Source organism: Streptococcus sp. HMSC061E03, from assembly GCF_001813505.1.
Lineage (GTDB): Bacteria > Bacillota > Bacilli > Lactobacillales > Streptococcaceae > Streptococcus.
Genome location: NZ_KV812797.1, coordinates 25,025 through 40,291 on the forward strand (window position 1 = coordinate 25,025; position 15,267 = coordinate 40,291).

Genomic DNA, 15,267 nt, shown 5'->3' on the forward strand with positions numbered 1-15,267 from the left:
TATTAACTCCTGCTTTGACTGCTTTTAGAAGTTGCGTTTCATTCTCTTATCTTTAATGCCTGTCATTTTGAATACATTTCCCTCTGACTGTTTACCTATTCGACTGACTAGCTTTTTATTATATATCCTCGCCAACTCTTGCCCGTTATGGTTAGTATTGATGATTGTTGTTTCTCGTTTGTCAAAGACTTTGAAAAGGAAAGTTTGAATCCAGTTATTTGCTTCGATCTTCTGACTGTTCATTGTGCTTTCTGTTCCTAAATCATCAATGAAAAGGAAGTCAACCTCTGTTAATAGCTTTACAGCGTCATGCTCTGTAAAATCGCTATTTTTATATTGCCAACCAGATTGAATACGAGTGACTATCTCTGATATGCTGACAAATAACACGCTCTTAGGCTCTCCCTTGGCCTTATAACCCTCGTTTAAAGCTCTGGCCATGGAATAAGTCAAATGACTTTTCCCCGTCCCAGAATCGCCCATAAACAGCGTATTTCCTTTCATACCGTCTAGGTATTGTTTAGCTTGATTGATAGCGAACTCCTTGGCCTCGTGTTCCTCTTTTGTCTCTACTTTGAAAGTGCTAAAAGAGGCCTCTCTCAGCTCATTTGACACCGTACTTTCACGCGCTAGCACATCATAGGTTGAATAGTCCAGATTATGCCCTAAGGCTTTTTCTATGCCCTCTATCTCTGTCTTTTTAATATCCTCCCTAGTACATTCCATGCAGTAGGGAGATGTATAACCATCTGGCTTTTTAAATTGTACAAGGTTAATCTGATGAGTTGGACAGAACTCATCAGTGACCTTTATTTTTTCATTGAGCTGGTCTGCATTCAGTAATTTCATTCCTTCCCCTCTCTGTCAGTAGGTAAACGGATCTTGAATATCATCGTCAGACTGACCTTGTTTCTTTTTCTGAAACTGTCTCTGTTCGTCTTCGACTTGTACCATGGTTCTAATACCGTTATTTCTCCAGTTCTTGAGTATTGAATTGATATAGCTAAAAGATCGCTTGCTGTTATCTGCCGCCTTATCTATGGCAGTCTTGACAACCTCTAGCTCCATACCGTCAAGAGTGAGATAGTCGATCAATATCTGGTACTGTTGTCCGTCTATAATCCCTATGCGATTTTGGTAGTAACTAGAAATTTCAGTAGCAGAGGTTTTTTTATCTATCTCTTCTTCTAACTCTATCTCTTTCTCTATCTCTTTCTCTATCTCTATTGGACGCGAGTTGGATTTTTTCCTTTTATTTTGGACAGTGTCCAATTTAGCTTGTTTTCTCTGTTCTCTTTTATAACCCGCCCAGTTTGTTTCACTTTCTATCATTGCTTTGGCTTGGAGTAGTTCAGCGTTTTTATCTCCATCTACTTGGATCAGACCGCATTTTGTAAAATAGGCCATAGTCATTTGGATATCATCTTCGGACACATCTAACTTTAAAGCCAATTCTTCAGTCAGTTCATTAAAGTACCCCTCATAGTACAGAATACAGTCACTTTCTAAACTTTCCAGCATTAAGCGGATATATATCACTGTCATAGTATAACCGCCTGGCGTGTTTTTAAGCCGTTTGATAAAAATATTGTCAAAAAACTTTTTATCAACTTTTAGCCAAAAATAGATTTTAGTCTTTGCCATTTTCCACCCCCAAAAACTTACAAATGTCAGAAACTCTATAATAGATCTTCCTAGTATCTTCTAGTGGGGGCTGGTAGCGTCTTAGCCCTGCACTCTCCCACCTTTGGAGTGTCTTATATTTTATATCCAATTCTTCCATAGCTACCTGAGCTGAGATCAAACCCGTTAAACGTGGTTTGATTGTATCACGCGCCCCCAAGTAATTCTCAACAAGATCTAAAACGCCATGAGCTAGCTCTTGCTCGCTCTCTTTACTGAGACTAAACATATTCATTATCTCCTTTCAGTAATGGCTTATAGCTCTTTAAATCAGCATTTAAAAGGACAGTTAGACGCTTCTGCTCCTCTTGTACTTGGTTATAGAAGGCCTTTGCACCGTCCAATAGCTCTTCCTGATTGGCTGGGATAAAATACCCTCTAAAAGCTCCATTACGTACACCAACGATAGGAATGCTATAGCGCGTGATCAGACGGCTGATAATATCCTGTACTGTTCTTTCTGATAACTTGGTAATTAGGCTGATTTCTGCCCCTGTAATTGAGTTCTCAGACCCTACTTTTATTAATTTTAATACTCGCTTGTCATTTACGGTTAGACTCATTCATTTTCCCCCTTACCAGCTTTATTTACAAAGGTTATTTGCCCACTCATTACGCCATAAAGTATAGTTTCTTGATTTTCTATGATTGTATCTATAGTGCTTTGGATAATATCCTTTGCCTGATGATCTATCTGTGTAAAAGATAATAAGCCTCCGGTTACTGCTAATTTTTTTACATCACTCAAACACATATTTAGAAAAATCTCTTTAGTAAAATATGGATTGTCTGGCATTTTTTCAGGGTTAGGATACAATTTCAGGACACTGCTTGAACCTTGTTCATTCATGTTATTTAACTCCTTTACTGTCATAGCCTTAACCTCATTTCTTATCTCTTGTGAGTTGCAATGCTACTGATAACTGCTACAAATTGCCCAATATATCGTTCACGTTTTTCTTGACGGTTTGAATTAGGCAAATTTTGATTAGTATCTTTCATGATTTCTTTGAAAGTTTTTGTTGATTCTAAATATAGATTTTCTGTATAAGCAACATATTTCTGTTGCTCTTCTTCGGTCTTAAAGAATGTTTGTGCTTGTCTTTTGAAAAACGCTTGTCGCATTGCGTCCATTTCAAAAATACCCGCGTGGAAAACCATTCCTGTAGTGCTTTTAGAAATGTTCTCAATTTTTTTGCTATCGTTTAGTTCTGGCAATTCTAACCAAAGTAACCTTGCTAGATCTTCCTTTAGGTCACCTAATTGACCTGATAAAAGTGATAATCTATGTAAATTATTCTCTTTCCCAATTTGACATAGTTCTTTACCGATATTGTTCATTTTATTGCTTAAAATTTCGTAAGTTGTTTTTGTCATAATAGTTTTCTCCTCTTTTGTACCCTCTGTACATCTCTTTACGTCTTATACCCCAATATGCTATAATCTAGGTATAAATCTTTACTAAAACCTCTTTAATAATAGCTTGCCTGCTTTTTTGTTAATTTCGTTTTAGTGATAGTGTGAAAGGCTCTGCGGTGTGGTTATTGCTAAGCCTTTTTTGTTGCGATCACGCGCCTTTTGGGCGTGTTTTTTTATTTCTGAATACCATAGCCTTGATTTCCTGATAACTCATATTTAAGCTAATCATAGCTATCGCCATATCTTCAAAAGCTTGGTACTGTTCCAACTCCTCTCTGGTCAAGCTATCAATACCATTGTAACCCCCACGTTCTTCTACTAATTGCTTAGCGTTCCTGTCGGTCACTGCCTTTAATAGCAAGTTATTCATGGTGCTGTGCGCGTGCTTTGGGGCCTGTTCCCAGTTCTCAATGCTGTCATGCAGTGTTTTTCTTTTTGGCTTTTCTAGCGCCCTCTGCATACGAAACTTAGAAAGTTCCTCACGCATTTCAAAGAATGCTTTGACTAGGTTCTTTTTGAACTCTTTGACGGGTTCGGTGTTTCGTAAATAAGTGATAAGCAATGTTGCTTGTTGCTCATTCAAAATATAGTCCCGTACATTTTGCCCACTCTCTGAAGGTGAAATTTTAAATTGCACCTTTCCAAAGCTCTCAAAGTCCTCTCGGTGTTTATTCAGCGAAACTTTCAAATGTCTATGCTTAATTTCTGCGCATTCTGCCACGATACTACTCAGTGTATACGGCTCTTTTTTACCGTCCATATAGACCAGTTCCATTGGTTCCTCCTTTCTAATGCGGTACTATTTTTTTCGTACTTTTGCCTAAAAAAATAAAATCCATCGGCACATTATAAAGCGTGGTCAACTCCTGTAATAAATCTAGCGGAATTTTAGTGCTATCTTTTTCGTACTTCGCTATAGTCTGAAAACTTCTGTTAATTTTTTCGCCTACCTCACGAAGTGTGAATCCTGCTGATATACGTGCACCTCTCAAGGTTATTTGTTTCATAAAAAACATTTCCTCCTAATCTTTATTACCTTGATTGTACTATTTTTTTCGTACTTTGTCAACAAAATTCAAAAAAAGTTTTATTTTTTTCGTACTTTGTGTCTCTGTTTGTGTTATAATCTATGTATAACCTAGAGTTAAGGAGTTAGAAAAGATGGCTAAAAACAGTCCTCAAGATATTAAAAATAGAGAGTATTTCTCTAGTAGGTTAAACCTACTTTTGGAACAAAAAGGGATTAGACAAATTGACCTCCATAACTCTCTAAATATTCCAAAAAGCACAATCACTGGATATGTTAAAGGAAAATCATTACCTACTGCTGGAAATTTACAAAAAATAGCGGACTTTTTTAATGTCAAAAAGTCTTTTTTGGATCTTAGATTTATCGATACTATATCTACCAGCTCCTTAAGTGAATTACTAGATAACGATAAAGAATCTGAAGTATTTGAAATGATCTTCAATAAGATTGATGAAATACTCAATTTTGACAATGACCAGATGGATATTGAATATATTGAAGGGAAGTTAGCATTTAATCAAAGTGTTTTTGGTCGTGTTCTCGAGTCATCGATTATAAACCCTGGAATTGTTGAAATTTTCAAAGATCTCGATCTTTCTGACAGTTCAGAAAAGAATGAAATGCTATTGACAACAAAACAACGAGAAGCAAGAGAATACGCTTATAAAAACGTACTATCTTTAATCACACACGAGTATATATCTCGCTTAAAAAATGTTATTTTTCGTGAAAAAGCATTGAATACCTCGTATATTCATTCAGAAATCTCTAACCTCATTAATAGCCTTAATAATAAAATTGATAGTTACGGTAATGTCATTCTTGAGGTGAATGACATAATTGAAAAAATAGGTACAAAAGATCGCAATATCTTGGGGTATAGTTTACGAAAAAAAATCGCTTCTGCTCAATCTGAAATTAATCACCTTATTTACAATCATGATCAAGGTAGCACAGGCATCTCTAAAAATCATATATATATTGAAAAAAATGATATTATCGATACTATTGAATATGATTATTATAAGGATATTCAAAATCACTTAAATGATCTAAGAAAAAATATTGAAGAACACTTTAGCAACTAACCCACGCGCCACAATATAGAAAATCTTGTAAGAAAGGAAACGTATGGAAGATTTAAGTAAAAGATTAGTTAATAAAAGTATCGAAGCTTTTATTATGGGGCTTGAAATATATAACAAACCTACAATTAAGTATAGAATTGAGGGGTTTAGTTTTTTTATCTGTAACGCCTGGGAATTAATGCTAAAGGCTTATATCATTAATAATAATGGTGAAGAATCAATATATTTTAAGGATAGTAAGGATAGAACGATATCATTAGAAAATGCAGTTGAGACAGTATTTCCAGATAAACATGGATCATTACGAAAAAATCTAATTCGAATTATAGAACTTAGGAATACTAGTACCCACTTCATAACAGAAGATTATGAACACATCTATGCCCCATTATTTCAGGCATGTGTTTCTAATTATATTTCTAAAATGCAAGAATTTCACAATGAGGATATCACAAAACAAATTGCACAAAATTTCTTGACTTTATCAGTCCGCATCGACCAACTTAATCAAGAAGAAATTCGAGCCAAGTACTCTCCTAAAATGGCAGAACGTATACTCGCCGAGCAAGATAAAATTGAAAATGAAATATCTACTAATAATTCTGACTATGCTGTACCTGTTGAAACTCGATTTTATATCACTAAGCGAAAACAAGATGCTGATTTATTTGTTAAACTTGATAATACTGCGGAAACGAGTATAGGTATAGTTAGAGAAATTAAAGATCCAAATGCTATCTATCCATTAACTACTAGGGAAGTTATTAAAATTGTTAATAGACATCTTAAATCAAAAGGGATTCTATTAACAAAAATAGTCGGTGGAGAAAAACAAAAAAAGACGTTTACAACAAACGACTTACAACTTTTTAATACATTTTATGATATCAAGACAAATCAACGTTATTGCTACCATTATAAAATTGGTAATCGATACGGCTACTCTCAAATCCTCTGCGATTTTATAATTGAGGAAATCGAACGAAATCCTGAAACGTTCGTAGAAAACTTGAAAAAAAGACAAAAAAAATAAGATAACCCCAGGCATATGTGAATTCTCGTCCATCGACTTACTCCCCTTTGGGAACACAACGTTAATCCTTCGCAAGTTATCTTGTTAATTCTATTATACCACGCGCGTGGGAAATGTAAAGTGTTTTGTTAGCTAACTGGTAAACTAACTTTAGAAAAAAACTCTCAAAAAACACTGTAAAATAAGTGTTTTTACCACTTAACAATTAAGCATATAATTTACCTATCTAACTCTTTAAAATCGAATACAGAGCAATCTGTGAAGCCCTAGCATGATTTAAACCACACACTAAAACCTTTTTAATAATAGCTTGCCTGCTGATGAATTAGAAAGGTTTTCGATCATGAGAATTACAGAACACAAAAAGAAAGACGGTACAACTGTGTACCGTGCTAACATTTACTTAGGGATTGACCGAGTAACGGGAAAAGATGTAAAAACTAGTATTACAGCTAGAACTAAAAAAGAGGTCAAGCTGAAAGCCAAAGAAGCTGAAATAGACTTCATTCAAAATGGTTCTACTAGATTCAAAGAAACGACAATTAAAACTTATAAAGAACTCACTGAATTATGGTGGGAAAGCTATAAGCATACAGTAAAACCAAATACTGAATATAGTGTTAGAAAATTATTAAATAATCATATTTTACCTCTATTTGGTTCTTATAAACTCGACAAGCTAACTACCCCACTTATCCAAAATATAGTCAATAAACTTGCTGAAAAGACCAATAAAGGGGATTCAGAGGCTTACTTACACTATGATAGGATTCACGCGCTTAATAAGCGTATCTTACAGTATGGTGTTACTATGCAGGCGATACCGTCCAATCCTGCGCGTGATGTTGTTTTACCTCGTAACACTCAGAAAGCAAAGCGTCAAAAGATCAAACACTTTGAAAAAATTGAGTTAAAAACGTTTTTAGATTATCTAGACAACTTGGATAGCAACAGATACCGCTATTTTTACGAGGTCACTCTTTACAAGTTCCTGCTTGCTACTGGTTGCCGTATCAATGAAGCGTTGGCGCTGGAATGGTCTGATATTGATCTAGATAATGCTGTTGTCCACGTTACAAAGACACTAAATTATAAAATGGAAACCAATAGTCCTAAATCAAAATCTAGTTACCGTGATATCGATATTGACCCCAAAACGGTTACAATGTTAAAACAGTACAAACGTAGACAAACCCAAGAGGCTTGGAAGATAGGACAAACTGAAATAATAGTCTTTTCAGATTTTATTAATGGTTACGCTAAAAACGGTAGCCTTTTTACAAGATTAAAAACACATTTTAAACGTGCTAAAGTGCCTAATATTGGTTTCCATGGTTTTCGCCACACTCACGCTAGTTTGTTATTAAATGCTGGAATACCATATAAAGAACTCCAACATAGACTAGGACACGCTAAGTTATCCATGACAATGGATACATACAGTCACCTCTCAAATGAGAGTGCAAAAAAAGCCATTTCATTCTATGAAACAGCTCTAGGGAGTTTGTAACTGAACAAATGACTGAACAAAATCAGAATAGAACGTATTACGACAAGAAAGAAAGCCTATTGCTATAGGCTTTCTGGTACCTTAATCTTCAACTTACGAGATTTTAGTTCTGTCTCTCGTCCTTTTTTGCTATAATAGAAACAGATTATTTAGTAAGAAGGATATTATGGAAGAGTCAAAACAGATCAACCAAGTGATCGACGTCCTGATGTTAGCCGGAACCCTCCTGATAGAGAGCGGTTCTGAGATTCACCGGGTCGAAGATACCATGATCCGGATCGCCCACTCACAGGGAATCGTCGATTGTAATGTTTTAGCGATGCCAGTCGCTATTTTCTTTTCAATTGAGAATGCCAATGTCACGCGCATGAAACGGATCTTGCGGACCAATTACAATATCGAAAAGGTCTGTGATGTCAATCAGATCTCTCGTCAACTCGTCTCTGGAGAGATCGATCTCGAGCAAGCCTACCAAGCCCTGAGCGAGTTGAAAATGAAGCGAGTTCCTTATACCAATCTTCAGTTGACCATTGCGGCAACCCTCAGTGCGCCTTTCTTCTCCATCATGTTTGGAGGAAATTTCTATGATGCGATTGGAGCGGGTATTGCGACTGTCTTTGCCTTTGCTTTTTCTCTTGTCGTTGAGAAATACGTTCGCATTCCTTTTGCCACTGCCTTTGCGGCCGCCTTTGTCTTTGGTTTTTTAGCCCATATCTGGACGCGCTATAGTGGTTTTCCTTCCAATACCGATCTCATTATCGCAGGCTGTGTCATGCCCTTCGTTCCTGGAATCGCTATGACCAATGCCGTCCGAGATCTCATGAATTACCACCTCAACTCTGGGATGAGCAAACTCTTTGAGACTCTCCTCATTACTCTTGCCCTTGGTGCCGGTACAACCGTTGCCCTTGTCCTTATGAAATAAAATCATGAACCTAACTGAATTTTTAATCCAAGCGGTGGCCAGTTTGATTGCCATCATCACCTTTTTAATCGTCCTAAATGTGCAGCGCTCCATGCTGATTCCTGGAGGAATCTTAGGGATGGGCATCTGGCTACTATACTATATTCTAAAAGGTCCTACCAATGTTATCGTAGCAACCTTTATCGCCGCTATTGTGGGATCCTGCATTAGTCAGATTTTAAGTATCGTTCTCAAGACGCCTGTCGTGGTCTTTATGCTGTCCATTCTCGCCCCTTTGGTTCCTGGATATATTTCCTATCGGACCACTTCCTTCTTTGTCAGTGGCCAATATCGACAGGCAGTAACCAGCGTGACACTGGTTGTTATCCTGGCCTTGGTCATCTCCATCGGGATGGCTAGCGGATCTGTCGTCTTGAAACTTTACCATTCCTACCAACGCTATCAAAAAAGAAAAATGACCAATGCCAACTAGCATTGGTTTTTCAAATAGTATCTATGTAATCGCTTGTATTTTCGCTTAAAAGGAGTGCAATAATAGTGAAAAAAACAATTCCTTTAAAGGATGCGAGGTGCTGTATGATGATAAACAAGTATATCAAGTATCTTCCTTATATGATTCTAGGAGCCCTCTCCTCCTATCTATTAGCGACTGATTATGCCCGCAATTCATTTGACTTGTTCTATCTGACCTTGAACTTTATGATTGTGAACATCGCTATACTCGTCTTCTACGAAAAAGTTCTAAAAGATAAATGCAAAGAACTCTTCACACGGGTCATGAGTAACCCTAAAAAAGATAGCTAAGCATCAGAGTTGAAAAGTCATCTGAGGATGGCTTTTTCTGATAGATTCTTTATTTTTTCTTTGAAACATTGCAAAATCGGTCCCGAGAATGATTTCCTTGCTGATCTAGTTTTTTCAAGGGAGTTTTACCCTTAAATATGGTAAAATAGTAACGAAATATACTAGTAGATATCAAATAAAAAAGAGGTTAAGAATGACAATTGGGATTGATAAGATTGGTTTTGCGACGAGCCCTTATGTCTTGCGTTTAGAAGATTTGGCTGCTGCTCGTGATACTGATCCTGAAAAACTGAGCAAGGGTCTTCTCTTAAAAGAACAAAGTGTTGCACCGATCACAGAAGACATCGTCACATTGGCTGCAACTGCAGCAGATGATATTTTAACAGACGAAGATAAAGAAGCGATCGACATGGTGATTCTTGCGACAGAATCTGGAATTGACCAGAGTAAGGCCGCTGCTGTGTTTGTCCATGGCTTACTAGATATCCAGCCTTTCGCCCGCTCTTTTGAGATGAAAGAAGCCTGCTATGCTGCAACTGCTGCCTTGGATTATGCTAAACTCCATGTTGAAAAATTCCCACAGAGTAAGGTTTTGGTCATTGCGAGTGACATTGCTAAATACGGAATTGGAACTCCTGGAGAACCAACACAGGGGGCCGGAGCGGTTGCCATGCTAATCAGCCAAAATCCTCGTATTCTATCTTTTAACGATGATAATGTTGCCCAAACACGCGATGTCATGGATTTTTGGCGTCCAAATTACGCGACAACTCCCTTCGTGAATGGAATTTATTCAACACAACAATATCTAGATTCTCTGAAAACAACCTGGGCGGAATACCAGAAACGGACTGGCCTTACCTTGACAGACTTTGCGGCCGTCTGCTTCCATTTACCTTATCCAAAATTAGCTCTCAAGGGCTTGAAAAAAATCTTGGATAAGTCATTATCAGAAGAGAAAAAAGATCAATTACAATACAACTTTGATCAATCGATTCTATACAGCCAACGCGTGGGAAATATCTACACTGGATCTCTTTTCCTAGGCTTGCTGTCACTACTAGAAAATGACCCCCAACTCAAAGCTGGGGACCGAATCGCCCTCTTTAGCTATGGAAGTGGAGCGGTTTCTGAGATCTTTAGTGCCAATCTCGTTCCTGGTTTTGAGCGACTCTTAGATCACAAACGCATGGAAAAACTGGACCAACGTACGGTTCTTAGTGTTGCTGACTACGAACGACTCTTTTATGAGGAAGTAGATCTAGATCCTAGTGGCAATCAAGTGTTTGAGCCTGCTACGCATCAAACTTTTGCGTTGACAGAGATCAAGGAACACCAACGCACTTACCAGAAAGTAGAAAAATAATGGCACGATTACCAGGTTTTGCAAAACTTTCTCCCACAGAACGCATAGAGGCCTTACTGAAGGAAGGCCTCTTAACTTGGGATGAAGCACAGATCTTAAAAGAACAAAAGGGACTCCCCCTTTCTATTGCAGATCAATTGACGGAAAATGTCTTGTCGACTTTTGACTTGCCTTTTAGCCTCGCTCCTTATTTCCTGATCAATGGTCGTGATTATGTCCTTCCCATGGTCACAGAAGAACCATCCGTGGTCGCGGCTGCCAGCTTTGCGGCCAAGCTCATCCAACGTTCAGGCGGCTTCACCACCCAGGTGCACCAGCGCCAAATGATTGGCGAGATTGCTCTGACGGATGTTGAAGACGTAGAAGTTGCTAGCAAGCGTATCCTAGAAGACAAGGAAACCCTTCTTCAGCTGGCTAATAAAGCCTATCCTTCTATCGTTAAGCGTGGAGGTGGAGCGAGAGATCTTTGGGTCGAAAACAAGGGAGACTTTCTTATTGTTTACTTGGCCGTCGATCCCAAAGAAGCCATGGGAGCCAATATGCTCAACACGATGCTGGAAGCTCTGACCGATCGCATCCAGGAACTCTCTGGCGGTCAGGCCTTGATGGCAATTCTATCCAACTTGGCCATTCGCTCTTTGGTGAGTGCAAGGTGTGCCATCGATTTTAAAGCACTGAGTCGAAATCCTGAGGAAGCTATCGAGATTGCCCACCGGATGGAGCTAGCTAGCCAACTGGCTCAAGTGGATCCTTACCGTGCAGCCACTCATAACAAGGGAATTTTTAACGGGATTGATGCCCTGGTCCTTGCAACAGGCAATGACTGGCGGGCCATCGAAGCAGGAGCCCATGCCTATGCTGCACAAAGTGGTTCATACAAGGGCTTGAGCCACTGGACAAGTCAGCCAGAAGAGAAAAAACTCTATGGAGAGATCACCCTGCCAATGCCAGTTGCGACAAAAGGAGGCTCAATTGGCCTCAATCCAACGGTTCAAGTCAGCCACCGTTTGCTAGGAGAGCCTTCTGCTATTGAATTAGCAGGTATCATCGCTTCGCTCGGTTTGGCGCAGAATTTCGCAGCCCTCAAAGCCCTTGTCACCACAGGCATCCAGGCAGGACATATGAAACTCCAAGCACGTTCCCTAGCTCTTCTAGCAGGAGCTAAGGAAGAGGAAGTTCCCCGATTGGTCAGCCAACTCCTTGAAAACAAACCCTTTAATTTAGAGAAGGCACAAACACTCTTACAAGAATTGAGAAAATAAAAGAACTAAGACAAACTAATTCTTTAGTAAATTAGGTCAAGTGATTCTGCAAAGAAATAAAAATGAGTTCTAATTTTTTAAATGAATCGAGAATATAATGAAACTTTCCGCCGTGAAAAAAGTGCTAGAAACACTTTTGTTTCTAGCACTCGGAATTATTGAGACCTTAGGCTCAATAATTAGTCATGGAACTTCTTCGAAGTTCGCTGACGTCCGTCTTCACCTAAGGAAAGTTTCTAAGATGATTTTATCTTCACTTTGAGAACTAAGACCCACGTCTTAGTTCTTTTGTGTTTGAAAAAATTTTCTTATTGTTTTAAAAATGGCAGATCGGGCTTTTTCTTGGTATAGAGCACCACTTCGATAAAGGTCCCTACTTGGACGGCAAAGAGCAGTCCGACGAGAAGATTAATCCGATGGTCTGTTTCATAAAACGGAGAGTTCCATAAGAAGTGATTGGCTACTGTCGAGACAACACACCAGAGTCCAAAGAGTTTTTCCTTTTGCTGGGTCACTTGAGACAACAAGAGGAAGACACCGACCGATACAACCGCTGTATAGAGGGCGTGGGAAGCTAATCCACCAGAGATCCGGTTAATGGCCTCAGTGACAGCAGCTAATTGACTCGTTTTTGTTTGGCGGGCAACGTACCCTAAATCCTCAATGATTTGAAAACCAAAGCCAGAGCCCAAGCCGGCAATTAGAATCGCTTTTAGATCTTTTTTGCCAACCATCAAGACAACCCAAAAGGCAACCAGAGCCTTAAAGAATTCCTCAGAGAAGGGGGCTGTCAAGGCATCGGTCCACTTGTTAAAGACAGTGGCATCCTTGATCACATGGCTATTCATAATATCGATCAAGCTATTACCTGAAAAGCTCAACCAGCCTGCTACGAAGGCTCCTCCAAACATGGCAATCCATAAGAGATAGGTTGGGACAGTCAACTGCTTGGCCAATCGTTTTGAAAAGAGATAGAGCGGGATAATAATAGCAGCTAAAACAGACAAGTTTAAAACCAAGTCTCTGCCTGCAGACTGGCTAAATTCTTGTTGAGAAAGATGACCGAGTTCAAACTCCAAGCCAATTCCTGCAAACAGTAGAAAAAGATAGATAGAGGCTCTTTGAATTTTAGTCATCTTGTTTTCCTCCCTTTTGTTTCTTTGAGCGAATCAGGTAGATCACAATCGCTAGAAGGGTTGCCCCGAACAAGCCTGCTGCTAGAATGTAATCATAGTCAAAATCAACGAGATCAATCTTTTCTTCATAAGCAGCATCTTCTTCGTCATCTAGATCTTGCAGGGCACTTTTTCCGTGTTCATCTGCTACCTTTTGTTCTGCTTCTTTTCTGATTTCTTGCAAGCGTTCGAAGGTTTTCTCAGCTCTTGCCAAGCTTTCCTCTGTTGCCTTCTCACTCGCTTCTTCAGGCTGAGAAGCAAGGGCAATTTGCTCCTTATCACTCAGATCTTGTTCGACCATCCACTGAGACTCCAATCGTTCCATTTCAGTACGAATCGCCCCATCTTCGAATAAATCTGGATATTTGGCCACAAGGTCATTGATTCTTGAAATGGTCCAATACCAGGAGCGATCATTGTAATGATCCCCTAATTCTTGGTAGGCTTGATAGGTGTTGAGAATATTGCCATAGTAGGGTAGGTATGGAGCATTTCGTGGACTACCCATCGACAGCCACATGGTGCCTCCACCTGCACTCGCTGGGACCTCATCTTTCAGTTGGAAAATATGGGCCTCCATGACATTTGGATTGGAAATAGGGTATTTATAAACCGCATCAAACTCCCCTTTTTTCGGAATACCTTTTCCATCCAGCTCCATTTGATCCTGTGGTTTATATTTGGTTCCTTCCAAACGATTGCGTTGGAGATTCATGGCATCGCGGAGGGTTAATTTTCGATCGGTTGTATGAAGAAGGTCAAAGGACGCATCGTCATATTTAACAGGAGAGCTTGGGTCTAGCGATTTGATTCCCGACCAAACCCGAGAGCGATCTGCTTCTTGCAAAGGCGGATTATAGGATTGAGAAACGTGGAATTTTCCGTCCACTTCCTTATAGCTATTGGCTTCTTTGGCGACTTTTTCAAGATCTTTCGAGGCGATCGTGCGTTCGGTATCTGATAGATCTACATGCCCTAAGAAGAAGGTATTTGGAAAGACAGCAAATCGATCCTCTGGGAAGAGAATGGCCGCATATTGATGGCCAGATAGGATTTCCATATACCAGACGCCTTCTTTATCGGCAATGGTCACAATATTTCCTTCTGCAGCGCCTTTTTCTTCGACGATTTTAGCAATGAGTTCAACCCCTTCTCTTGCGGTTTTCACACTAGGGAGAACAATACTGGTCAAGCCCGATTCTGCGAGGCCATCCTTGACATAGGGATCCACTTTTTGGATCTTGTCATTTGCTGAAGCAGATACAGTGGCAGAAATGGAAACCCCATATTCGTTGAATCCTGCTTCGTCAAAAATTCCCTGATCAGGGGTGACATCTGGAACCGCTGTATACTTATAGCTAATCTCTGGCAAAGGGTATTGAAAACCGTTGGCAGCATCTTCAAAGATGGCTCCTTTTTTATTGTAGACACGCTCTCTGACCACAAAATTTTTATTATGGTTGGGTTCTAAATCTTCGGTACGCCCTACCAAGGTCGAACCGTCGGCAGTCAGTTTCTTCCCGATGATGAACCCTGTACAAGCCTCAACAGGTTGAGCAATCAACAAAAGCGGAAGCAAGGCTGCTACAGCTGATCGAAAATAGTGCTTCTTCATCCTAAACTCCTTTTTAAAAATGTTTTTCCTTATTTAGTATACTCTTTTACAAGCCTATTTTGCAAGCGATTCCAGCAACCGTAAACGATTCGTAAACTATCAGAATTTTTGAGGAAAAATACTTTTTCAAAAAAGAAAGGATTGGCTTATTTTGCCAATCCTAAACGAATAGGAACTAATTTTTAAGTAAAATAAGTTAAGTGATTCTTCAAAAAACTATAAAAGAGTTCTAATTTTCAAAATGAATCATAATATACGAAAACTTTCCGCCGTGAGAAAAGTGCCTGAAACGTTTTTGTTTCAGGCACTCGGGAGTTTTGAAACCTTAGGTTCAAAACTAAGTCATGGAACTTCGTA

At 39.1% G+C, this 15,267-nt stretch carries 18 protein-coding genes; 8 read left to right on the top strand and 10 right to left on the bottom strand.

From position 1 onward, the window contains the following. Positions 1–24: 24 nt before the first annotated feature. From HMPREF2917_RS07875 to HMPREF2917_RS07910, 8 genes are all read right to left on the bottom strand, one after another. Positions 25–849, bottom strand: coding sequence for a P-loop NTPase family protein (locus tag HMPREF2917_RS07875; RefSeq protein ID WP_070590061.1), 825 nt, complete (start codon positions 847–849; stop codon positions 25–27). Between the two features lie 15 nt (positions 850–864). After that, complete coding sequence (locus HMPREF2917_RS07880; RefSeq protein ID WP_070590064.1) at positions 865–1,644, bottom strand: DnaD domain protein; 780 nt, start codon at positions 1,642–1,644, stop codon at positions 865–867. Next, positions 1,631–1,912: a transcriptional regulator gene (locus HMPREF2917_RS07885; protein ID WP_070590066.1), complete on the bottom strand. Its 282-nt coding sequence runs from the start codon at positions 1,910–1,912 to the stop codon at positions 1,631–1,633. Before HMPREF2917_RS07885 ends, HMPREF2917_RS07880 begins: the two co-directional genes overlap by 14 nt. After that, positions 1,905–2,246 (bottom strand): DNA-binding protein, encoded by a 342-nt coding sequence (locus HMPREF2917_RS07890; RefSeq protein WP_070590069.1) that lies wholly within the window; start codon positions 2,244–2,246, stop codon positions 1,905–1,907. Before HMPREF2917_RS07890 ends, HMPREF2917_RS07885 begins: the two co-directional genes overlap by 8 nt. Next, the gene (locus HMPREF2917_RS07895) at positions 2,243–2,533 is read right to left on the bottom strand and encodes a hypothetical protein (RefSeq protein WP_070590289.1); all 291 of its coding nucleotides are present in this window, start codon (positions 2,531–2,533) and stop codon (positions 2,243–2,245) included. Before HMPREF2917_RS07895 ends, HMPREF2917_RS07890 begins: the two co-directional genes overlap by 4 nt. 41 nt (positions 2,534–2,574) lie before the next feature. Beyond that, the gene (locus tag HMPREF2917_RS07900) at positions 2,575–3,060 is read right to left on the bottom strand and encodes a hypothetical protein (RefSeq protein WP_070590073.1); all 486 of its coding nucleotides are present in this window, start codon (positions 3,058–3,060) and stop codon (positions 2,575–2,577) included. Between the two features lie 190 nt (positions 3,061–3,250). After that, positions 3,251–3,877, bottom strand: coding sequence for a Rha family transcriptional regulator (locus tag HMPREF2917_RS07905; protein ID WP_070590076.1), 627 nt, complete (start codon positions 3,875–3,877; stop codon positions 3,251–3,253). Positions 3,878–3,890: 13 nt separating this feature from the next. Beyond that, positions 3,891–4,109: a helix-turn-helix domain-containing protein gene (locus HMPREF2917_RS07910; RefSeq protein ID WP_070590292.1), complete on the bottom strand. Its 219-nt coding sequence runs from the start codon at positions 4,107–4,109 to the stop codon at positions 3,891–3,893. Between the two features lie 154 nt (positions 4,110–4,263). On the opposite strand from HMPREF2917_RS07910, the gene HMPREF2917_RS07915 reads away from it, so the two are divergent. The 8 genes from HMPREF2917_RS07915 to HMPREF2917_RS07950 all read left to right on the top strand — a co-directional run bounded on the left by HMPREF2917_RS07915 (position 4,264) and on the right by HMPREF2917_RS07950 (position 12,120). Then, positions 4,264–5,220 carry a helix-turn-helix domain-containing protein gene (locus HMPREF2917_RS07915; protein WP_070590080.1) on the top strand — a complete coding sequence of 319 codons (957 nt, stop codon included), beginning with the start codon at positions 4,264–4,266 and terminating at the stop codon, positions 5,218–5,220. 43 nt (positions 5,221–5,263) lie between these two features. Next, on the top strand, positions 5,264–6,253 hold the full coding sequence (locus HMPREF2917_RS07920; protein WP_013903998.1) for a DUF3644 domain-containing protein: 990 nt from the start codon (positions 5,264–5,266) through the stop codon (positions 6,251–6,253). A gap of 343 nt (positions 6,254–6,596) precedes the next feature. Beyond that, the gene (locus HMPREF2917_RS07925; protein ID WP_070590083.1) at positions 6,597–7,763 is read left to right on the top strand and encodes a tyrosine-type recombinase/integrase; all 1,167 of its coding nucleotides are present in this window, start codon (positions 6,597–6,599) and stop codon (positions 7,761–7,763) included. 166 nt (positions 7,764–7,929) lie between these two features. Beyond that, positions 7,930–8,688 (top strand): threonine/serine exporter family protein, encoded by a 759-nt coding sequence (locus HMPREF2917_RS07930; RefSeq protein WP_023919150.1) that lies wholly within the window; start codon positions 7,930–7,932, stop codon positions 8,686–8,688. A gap of 4 nt (positions 8,689–8,692) precedes the next feature. Next, positions 8,693–9,160 carry a threonine/serine exporter family protein gene (locus HMPREF2917_RS07935; protein WP_049515799.1) on the top strand — a complete coding sequence of 156 codons (468 nt, stop codon included), beginning with the start codon at positions 8,693–8,695 and terminating at the stop codon, positions 9,158–9,160. A gap of 107 nt (positions 9,161–9,267) precedes the next feature. Next, positions 9,268–9,492: a hypothetical protein gene (locus HMPREF2917_RS07940; RefSeq protein ID WP_070590295.1), complete on the top strand. Its 225-nt coding sequence runs from the start codon at positions 9,268–9,270 to the stop codon at positions 9,490–9,492. A 193-nt stretch (positions 9,493–9,685) separates the two neighbouring features. After that, positions 9,686–10,858: a hydroxymethylglutaryl-CoA synthase gene (locus HMPREF2917_RS07945; protein WP_070590086.1), complete on the top strand. Its 1,173-nt coding sequence runs from the start codon at positions 9,686–9,688 to the stop codon at positions 10,856–10,858. Next, positions 10,858–12,120 carry a hydroxymethylglutaryl-CoA reductase, degradative gene (locus HMPREF2917_RS07950; RefSeq protein ID WP_070590089.1) on the top strand — a complete coding sequence of 421 codons (1,263 nt, stop codon included), beginning with the start codon at positions 10,858–10,860 and terminating at the stop codon, positions 12,118–12,120. Before HMPREF2917_RS07945 ends, HMPREF2917_RS07950 begins: the two co-directional genes overlap by 1 nt. 308 nt (positions 12,121–12,428) lie before the next feature. On the opposite strand, the gene HMPREF2917_RS07955 is transcribed toward HMPREF2917_RS07950, so the two are convergent. Both HMPREF2917_RS07955 and HMPREF2917_RS07960 read right to left on the bottom strand, forming a co-directional pair. Then, positions 12,429–13,256 (bottom strand): PrsW family glutamic-type intramembrane protease, encoded by an 828-nt coding sequence (locus HMPREF2917_RS07955; RefSeq protein WP_070590091.1) that lies wholly within the window; start codon positions 13,254–13,256, stop codon positions 12,429–12,431. Then, complete coding sequence (locus tag HMPREF2917_RS07960) at positions 13,249–14,910, bottom strand: C69 family dipeptidase (RefSeq protein ID WP_070590095.1); 1,662 nt, start codon at positions 14,908–14,910, stop codon at positions 13,249–13,251. Before HMPREF2917_RS07960 ends, HMPREF2917_RS07955 begins: the two co-directional genes overlap by 8 nt. Positions 14,911–15,267: the final 357 nt, after the last annotated feature.

Bases quoted from the DNA above. Each gene is read 5' to 3' on its own strand.
- HMPREF2917_RS07875 (WP_070590061.1), bottom strand. From the start codon at position 849: ATGAAATTACTGAATGCAGACCAGCTCAATGAAAAAATAAAGGTCACT.
- HMPREF2917_RS07880 (WP_070590064.1), bottom strand. From the start codon at position 1,644: ATGGCAAAGACTAAAATCTATTTTTGGCTAAAAGTTGATAAAAAGTTT.
- HMPREF2917_RS07885 (WP_070590066.1), bottom strand. From the start codon at position 1,912: ATGTTTAGTCTCAGTAAAGAGAGCGAGCAAGAGCTAGCTCATGGCGTT.
- HMPREF2917_RS07890 (WP_070590069.1), bottom strand. From the start codon at position 2,246: ATGAGTCTAACCGTAAATGACAAGCGAGTATTAAAATTAATAAAAGTA.
- HMPREF2917_RS07895 (WP_070590289.1), bottom strand. From the start codon at position 2,533: ATGAATGAACAAGGTTCAAGCAGTGTCCTGAAATTGTATCCTAACCCT.
- HMPREF2917_RS07900 (WP_070590073.1), bottom strand. From the start codon at position 3,060: ATGACAAAAACAACTTACGAAATTTTAAGCAATAAAATGAACAATATC.
- HMPREF2917_RS07905 (WP_070590076.1), bottom strand. From the start codon at position 3,877: ATGGAACTGGTCTATATGGACGGTAAAAAAGAGCCGTATACACTGAGT.
- HMPREF2917_RS07910 (WP_070590292.1), bottom strand. From the start codon at position 4,109: ATGAAACAAATAACCTTGAGAGGTGCACGTATATCAGCAGGATTCACA.
- HMPREF2917_RS07915 (WP_070590080.1), top strand. From the start codon at position 4,264: ATGGCTAAAAACAGTCCTCAAGATATTAAAAATAGAGAGTATTTCTCT.
- HMPREF2917_RS07920 (WP_013903998.1), top strand. From the start codon at position 5,264: ATGGAAGATTTAAGTAAAAGATTAGTTAATAAAAGTATCGAAGCTTTT.
- HMPREF2917_RS07925 (WP_070590083.1), top strand. From the start codon at position 6,597: ATGAGAATTACAGAACACAAAAAGAAAGACGGTACAACTGTGTACCGT.
- HMPREF2917_RS07930 (WP_023919150.1), top strand. From the start codon at position 7,930: ATGGAAGAGTCAAAACAGATCAACCAAGTGATCGACGTCCTGATGTTA.
- HMPREF2917_RS07935 (WP_049515799.1), top strand. From the start codon at position 8,693: ATGAACCTAACTGAATTTTTAATCCAAGCGGTGGCCAGTTTGATTGCC.
- HMPREF2917_RS07940 (WP_070590295.1), top strand. From the start codon at position 9,268: ATGATAAACAAGTATATCAAGTATCTTCCTTATATGATTCTAGGAGCC.
- HMPREF2917_RS07945 (WP_070590086.1), top strand. From the start codon at position 9,686: ATGACAATTGGGATTGATAAGATTGGTTTTGCGACGAGCCCTTATGTC.
- HMPREF2917_RS07950 (WP_070590089.1), top strand. From the start codon at position 10,858: ATGGCACGATTACCAGGTTTTGCAAAACTTTCTCCCACAGAACGCATA.
- HMPREF2917_RS07955 (WP_070590091.1), bottom strand. From the start codon at position 13,256: ATGACTAAAATTCAAAGAGCCTCTATCTATCTTTTTCTACTGTTTGCA.
- HMPREF2917_RS07960 (WP_070590095.1), bottom strand. From the start codon at position 14,910: ATGAAGAAGCACTATTTTCGATCAGCTGTAGCAGCCTTGCTTCCGCTT.